Genomic DNA, 6,000 nt, shown 5'->3' on the forward strand with positions numbered 1-6,000 from the left:
CATTGAGGAGGTGCCCGGATCCCGAGCACGCTACATCCTTCTACGCTAATACTAATCATGCTTAGTATTAATCTGCCAGTCGGCGGACCTGTGAATTTCTGGGAGCGCCGTTTTCAGTGACCTTGAACGTCGGAATTAACCCCGGACTCGTCACCCCCGTCCAGCGTGGCTATGGCTGATGTGTCGTCCGCGTCCAAAGCAAAGCCGAAGATGTCCAGGTTCTCTTTCATGCGCTGTGGATTGGCCGACTTGGGGATGGCAACGAGGCCCTGCTCCACATGCCATCGCAGCACGATCTGGCCGGGGGTTTTGCCATGCTTTTCGGCGATCTTTCCCAGTACTGGGGCGTTCAGGAGGTCGCCGCCCGCACCCAGCGGGCTGTACGACTCGGTGACGATTCCATGCCGTCTGTCGTAGGAGATATCCACGATCCGGGTGACGGCCGGGCTGACCTGGATCTGGTTGACGGCCGGCACCACATCGCACTCGGCCATAAGCCGTTCCAGGTGCGCCGGCTTGAAGTTGGAGACGCCGATTGACCGCACTTTTCCGTCGGCCTGCAACCGCTCAAAAGTTTTCCACGTTGAGATGAATTCGTCCCGCCGGGGGAGCGGCCAGTGGATCAACAGGAGATCCACGTAGTCCAGCCCGAGGCGCTTGAGTGACCCGTCAAGTCCCGCCACGGCCCTGTCTTGGCCTTGAAATTCACCGTCCAGTTTGGTGGTGATGAACACTTCCGACCGGTCCAGGCCGCTGCTGCGGATGCCGTTCCCCACGCCTTTTTCGTTGCCGTATTTCACCGCGGTGTCGATATGCCGGTACCCGGCTTCCACGGCGTCCACGACGGCGGCAGCCACCTGCTGGTCGTCCAGCGGCCAGGTTCCCAGTCCGATCTGGGGAATCCGGTAGCCGTCATTGAGCTCAATCACTGGTGAAAGCGCCATTTCAAAAGTCTTTCCTATCGGGGCCGGTTTGCACAGATGTCAAAAGGCACGGTCTGCCAACGATTTACCAGGCGTAGTCTTCCGGAGCGGTGCGGTGGCCCGGGAAAATGTCGTCGAGGCGCTTGAGCGCATCATCGTCGAGCTTCACGTCGAGGGCACGGACGGCGGCGTCGAGCTGTTCCTGCGTGCGGGGACCGACGATCGGTGCGGTGACCGCGGGCTGGTGCAACAGCCACGCGAGGGCGACGTCGCCCGGCTCATGGCCGAGGTCGTCGGCCAGGTCCTCGTACTGGCGGATCTGGTCCTGGTGCTTCTTCAGCGTTTCGGCCGCCCGCCCTTCGGTGCGGCGGACGCCGTCGCGCTCCTTCTTCAGCACGCCGCCCAGCAGGCCGCCGTGCAGCGGCGACCAGGGGATCAGCCCCAGCCCGTACTGCTGCGCGGCAGGGATGACTTCCAGCTCCAGGTTGCGGGTCAGGAGGTTGTAGATGGACTGCTCACTGACCAGGCCCGTGAAGTTGCGGCGGGCGGCGGACTCCTGTGCCTGGGCGATGTGCCAGCCGGCGAAGTTGCTGCTGCCCGCGTAGAGGATCTTGCCCTGCTGAACCGCGACGTCCATGGCCTGCCAGATCTCGTCCCAGGGCGTGTTCCGGTCGACGTGGTGGAACTGGTAGAGGTCGATGTAATCCGTCTGGAGCCGTTTGAGGCTGGCGTCCAGCGCCCGCCTGATGTTCAGGGCGGACAACTTGGACTCGTTGGGCCGGTCCGTCATGGTGCCGTAGAGCTTGGTGGCCAGTACGGTGCGTTCGCGGCGCTCGCCGCCCTGGGCGAGCCAGCGGCCAATGATTTCCTCGGTCCAGCCGCGGCGGCCGGCACCGCCGTAGACGTTCGCGGTGTCAAAGAAATTAATGCCGGACTCCAACGCGGAGTCCATGATGGAGTGCGCGGCCGCTTCTTCGGTCTGCGGGCCGAAGTTCATGGTGCCAAGGCACAGGCGGGAAACCTGCAGGCCGGAGCGGCCGAGGTGGGTGTACTGCATGCCGGGGGATCCTATCTGTCTGTGGGTGGGGGTCGGTTACATCTGGCTGAAGGCGGCGACGGCGGGATCGGCGCCCGCGCGGGCGCCCGACTCCAGGGCGGTGATTTCGCTGAGTTCGGCGGCTGAAAGTTCGACGGCGCCGGCGCCCAGGTTTTCCCGCATCCGCTGAGAATCGGCCGACTTGGGGATGACGATGGTGCCCTGGGCGAGGTGCCACGCCAGCACGATCTGGGCGGGCGTGGCGTTGTGTGTGCCGGCGAGATCCTTCACGGCTGCTGCATTCAGGTCCGCGCCCTGGCCGAGCGGGCTGTACGCCTCCACGGCGATGCCGAGTTCCCTGCACTTCGCGGCCAGGTCCTGCTGCTGGAAGGTGGGGTGGCTTTCGAACTGGTTCACTGCCGGGACAACATCCGCCGCCGGGAGGAGCGTGTCCAGGTGTTCCGCGAGGAAGTTGGAGACGCCGATGGCTCGGATCTGGCTGTTGGCGTAGAGCTTCTCCATCGCCTTCCAGGCGTCGGAGAAAAGCCCCTGGGAAGGCACCGGCCAGTGGATCAGGTAAAGGTCAACGAAGTCGACGCCGAGAGCCTTGCGGCTGTTCTGGAACGCCTCGTGCGCGTTGCCCTGTTCGCCGTTACGGAGCTTGGTGGTGATGAAGATGTCCTCGCGGGGAATGCCCGAGGCAGCGATGGCGGCCCCGACTCCCGCTTCGTTCCGGTAGGCGGCAGCGGTATCAATGTGGCGGTAGCCCGCTTCCAGGGCATCTTCAACGATGCGCTGCGTTTCTTCCGGCGGCACCTGGAACACGCCGAAGCCGAGTTGCGGGATCCGGACTCCGTTGTTGAGGGTCAGCTGCGGAATGGTGTTTTGGTTCGTCTGGGACATCGTCAGTTTCTTCCGATAGTGGGGGATTGTCGAACGGGCCGAGGCGGGCCCGCGGAAAGGCAGGCTCGCGGGAAACCGCTTTCGTGCTGGCCAGGCTTCGAGCCTATGCACTTTGCCCTGCCGTGTCAGCAGGGATGCCTGTTCGTGTTTTTCCTAGGACTGCCAGTCCTACGTTCGTTGTAGAACGGAGGCTTGCGGGCCGTGCACAATGGAAGGCATGGGTCAGAGCGCCGAGTTTGGAAAATTCCTGAAGGCCATGAGGTCGAGGCTGAAGCCGGAGGACGCCGGGCTGGCCGGAACCTCGGGTGCCCGGAGGGTTCCCGGGCTGCGCCGTGAGGAGATCGCGCGGCTTGCGGATGTGAGCACGGATTACTACACGCGCCTGGAGCAGGGCCGCAACATCCACCCGTCCAGGGCGGTGCTTGATTCCGTAGCGCGTGCGCTGCGCCTCGATTCCAGCGAGCACGCGCACATGATGGACCTGATGGAGAACTGTGCGGCCTCGCAGGGGTCGCCTGTCCCGGTCCAGAGTGTCCGCCCCGCGCTGCGCCAGCTACTGGATGCGGTGGGTGACGTTCCCGCGCTGGTCCTGGGCCGCCGGAGCGACGTCCTGGCCGGCAACAGGCTGGCCTTCCTGCTGTTTGCCGACTTCCCTGCCATGCCCGCGGGGGAGCGCAACCTGACGCGCTGGCTGATGCTCGATCCGCGCACCCGTGAGCTGTTCCGCGATTGGAAGGCCGTGGCGTCAGATGCGGTCGGCGCCCTTCGCGGGGACGTTGGCCGTCACCCCAACGATGCCCAGGCCAATCAGCTGGTGGGCGAACTCGCGGTGCACAGCGAACACTTCCGGCAATGGTGGGCCGGGCACCGTGTGGCCGCTCCGTCGGCGGGCAGCGTCAGGCTCCGCCATCCTGCGGTGGGAGACCTGGAACTGAACTTTGAAAACCTGGTGCTTCCGGATGATCCGGAGCAGGTCCTCCGGGTGTTTTCCGCGAAGCCGGGGTCGCCGTCGGCTGATTCATTGACGCTGCTGAGCAGCTTCGGTGCCGGTATGGACAGCGTGTCCGCCCGGCCGGCCGATGTGGCTGTGCAGTTGCCACATGAACCCGCCTGATTCTGGGCAAACGCCCATTGGGGAGTGCCGGGGGTTTTCCTAGTCTTGGGGTAGACCTTATTTTACTACCAAGGATGGGATTCAACGATGAAGCGCATCGCACTGCTCCGCGAACGAGTGGCCACCGCCGGGGCCACAGGAATCCACTGCCCGGCTTCCGGACTGTGGGCCCCTGTGGGCGCGCCGCATGATGGGCAAACCTTCTTCGAGGGACACGTTTTCCCGTCCTACAACGGCGCTCCCACCGTGTGGCGGCGCGTTACGGCAGGGGCCACGTCCCGCTGAACCCTGCCGGACGCCGGGGTTAGCGCTCCAGGCGGAAACCGAGTTTGATGGTTACCTGCCAGTCGGCCACCTTTCCGTCTTCCAGATGCCCGCGGATTTCCTTGACTTCGAACCAGTCCAGGTTGCGGAGGGTCTTCGCGGCCTCGGCGATCCCGTTGCGGACGGCAGCGTCCACGCCCTCGCTTGAAGTTCCGACAATTTCAGAAATGCTGTAGGTGTGATTCGACAACTTCGCTCCTCATAATCTCCATTGACACCCGGAACTGCGGGCCGTCCCTGCAGATTAGCGGACGAGCGGCGGCGCGACTAGGGTTTCGCGGCCATCGGGCCGGTGGGGAACGGACCTGCCGGAAGCGGCCCGTGCGCCACGCCCGGACCGAACACGGGGCCGGGTTCCGGTCGTTTGGCTGTCAGGCCCAGGTTCGCGGGGCGTTGCCGGACCCGGCGCACCACCCAGGGGAACAGGTAATCCTTGGCCCAGACCAGGTCGCTGCTTCGGGCCTGCCGCCAGCTGCCGACCGGCAGCACCTTGGGCTCCAGGGGTTCCAGGGTGTGCGGGACATTCAGTGTCTCCAGCACCATGGCCGCGATGGTGTGATGGCCCAGCGGTGAGAAATGGAGCCGGTCCGGATCCCACATGTGCGGAGCGGCCAACTGGCGCAGGCTCCAGAGGTCGGCCACCACGCCGTCATGCCGGGCCGCAATGGTGCGTATGTTTTCGTTGAAGATGGCCACCTTGCCGCGGATGCGGCTGAACACCGGAGTGCTTCCCCAGTCCGGGCCGGTGAAGAGCACCACTGTTGCTCCGGTGGCGCTCAGCAGTGCGATCGCCGGATCCAGCCTCTCTGCCAGCTTGTCCGGGTCGCTGCCGCGGAACACGATGTCATTGCCGCCCGCGGAGAGCGTGACCAGGTCCGGCTTCAGCTCGAGGGCCGGCCCCAGCTGGTCATCCACGATCTGCTGGAGCAGGCGGCCCCTGACGGCCAGGTTGGCGTAGGCGAAGTCCTGGTGGCCCTGGCTCAGTTCTTCGGCAACCCGGTCCGCCCAGCCGCGGACACCTCCGGGGCTCCGTGGCTCCGGATCGCCGTACCCCTCGGTAAAGGAATCTCCCAGTGCCACGTATCGGTTCCAGGGGTGCGGAGCCGGAGTGCCCGCCGCGGGGGGTGTCCGCGCCGGTCCAGGAATACTGAACGTACTCACGTTCCCATGGTGATCCCCCGCCCAGCCCTAAAACAGGGCCGAAGGTCGCATTTCCGCAGGTGCTGCGACGGCCGGCAGCCGGTGTGATTCCCCTTGCAGGAAGGCAAACAAATACCAAGGGGGGTATAAGATGGAGGGAGTCCTAGAGCCACGGAGGAAGCAATGGAACTCGATCCCGCCGACATGAAGCCGGTCATCAACCGCCTGCGCCGCGCCCAGGGGCAGCTTGCTGCCGTCACGCGGATGATTGAGGAGGGCCGCGACTGCAAGAGTGTGGTCACCCAGTTGGCCGCCGTGTCCAGCGCCCTGGACAGGGCCGGGTTCTCCATCATCGCCACGGGCCTGCAGCAGTGCATGCAGCAGGAAGACCCCAGCCTGGACAGGGCCGAGCTGGAGAAGCTCTTCCTCTCCCTCGCCTAGTACTACAGTCGCGTTTATTGGTGACTTTCGGCGGTTTAATCGGACTTTCGGCTGGGAACCTGTTAATCGTTGGTGGTGAGTGATGATATTTGTGTGGCGGACGTAGAAGAGTGGGCCGA

The 6,000-nt window shown here is 64.7% G+C and carries 8 protein-coding genes; 3 read left to right on the forward strand and 5 right to left on the reverse strand.

All coding sequences use genetic code 11. The features are described 5' to 3' along the window. Positions 1–113: 113 nt before the first annotated feature. The 3 genes from PV761_RS02975 to PV761_RS02985 form a co-directional block, all read right to left on the reverse strand. Entirely contained in the window at positions 114–944 is an 831-nt protein-coding gene (locus PV761_RS02975; RefSeq protein WP_028270597.1) for an aldo/keto reductase, read from the reverse strand. A gap of 64 nt (positions 945–1,008) precedes the next feature. Then, entirely contained in the window at positions 1,009–1,980 is a 972-nt protein-coding gene (locus PV761_RS02980) for an aldo/keto reductase (protein ID WP_347894213.1), read from the reverse strand. A 36-nt stretch (positions 1,981–2,016) separates the two neighbouring features. Further along, the gene (locus tag PV761_RS02985) at positions 2,017–2,862 is read right to left on the reverse strand and encodes an aldo/keto reductase (protein ID WP_347894215.1); all 846 of its coding nucleotides are present in this window, start codon (positions 2,860–2,862) and stop codon (positions 2,017–2,019) included. A 217-nt stretch (positions 2,863–3,079) separates the two neighbouring features. Here PV761_RS02985 and PV761_RS02990 point away from each other — a divergent pair, with 217 nt between their 5' ends. Next, complete coding sequence (locus tag PV761_RS02990; protein ID WP_347894217.1) at positions 3,080–3,976, forward strand: helix-turn-helix transcriptional regulator; 897 nt, start codon at positions 3,080–3,082, stop codon at positions 3,974–3,976. An 87-nt stretch (positions 3,977–4,063) separates the two neighbouring features. Continuing rightward, entirely contained in the window at positions 4,064–4,261 is a 198-nt protein-coding gene (locus PV761_RS02995; protein WP_347894219.1) for a hypothetical protein, read from the forward strand. A 19-nt stretch (positions 4,262–4,280) separates the two neighbouring features. Here PV761_RS02995 and PV761_RS03000 read toward each other — a convergent pair whose 3' ends face one another. After that, entirely contained in the window at positions 4,281–4,490 is a 210-nt protein-coding gene (locus tag PV761_RS03000) for a dodecin (RefSeq protein ID WP_028270601.1), read from the reverse strand. 77 nt (positions 4,491–4,567) lie between these two features. Then, entirely contained in the window at positions 4,568–5,446 is an 879-nt protein-coding gene (locus PV761_RS03005) for an SGNH/GDSL hydrolase family protein (protein WP_347894235.1), read from the reverse strand. 177 nt (positions 5,447–5,623) lie between these two features. On the opposite strand from PV761_RS03005, the gene PV761_RS03010 reads away from it, so the two are divergent. Beyond that, on the forward strand, positions 5,624–5,881 hold the full coding sequence (locus PV761_RS03010; protein ID WP_028270603.1) for a metal-sensitive transcriptional regulator: 258 nt from the start codon (positions 5,624–5,626) through the stop codon (positions 5,879–5,881). Positions 5,882–6,000 lie beyond the last annotated feature (119 nt).

Origin of the sequence: Arthrobacter sp. CC3 (genome assembly GCF_039907775.1) — a bacterium.
GTDB lineage: Bacteria > Actinomycetota > Actinomycetes > Actinomycetales > Micrococcaceae > Arthrobacter.

Coding starts and splice junctions, on each gene's coding strand:
- PV761_RS02995 (WP_347894219.1), top strand. CDS start 4,064: ATGAAGCGCATCGCACTGCTCCGCGAACGAGTGGCCACCGCCGGGGCC.
- PV761_RS03010 (WP_028270603.1), top strand. CDS start 5,624: ATGGAACTCGATCCCGCCGACATGAAGCCGGTCATCAACCGCCTGCGC.
- PV761_RS02985 (WP_347894215.1), bottom strand. CDS start 2,862: ATGTCCCAGACGAACCAAAACACCATTCCGCAGCTGACCCTCAACAAC.
- PV761_RS02980 (WP_347894213.1), bottom strand. CDS start 1,980: ATGCAGTACACCCACCTCGGCCGCTCCGGCCTGCAGGTTTCCCGCCTG.
- PV761_RS02990 (WP_347894217.1), top strand. CDS start 3,080: ATGGGTCAGAGCGCCGAGTTTGGAAAATTCCTGAAGGCCATGAGGTCG.
- PV761_RS02975 (WP_028270597.1), bottom strand. CDS start 944: ATGGCGCTTTCACCAGTGATTGAGCTCAATGACGGCTACCGGATTCCC.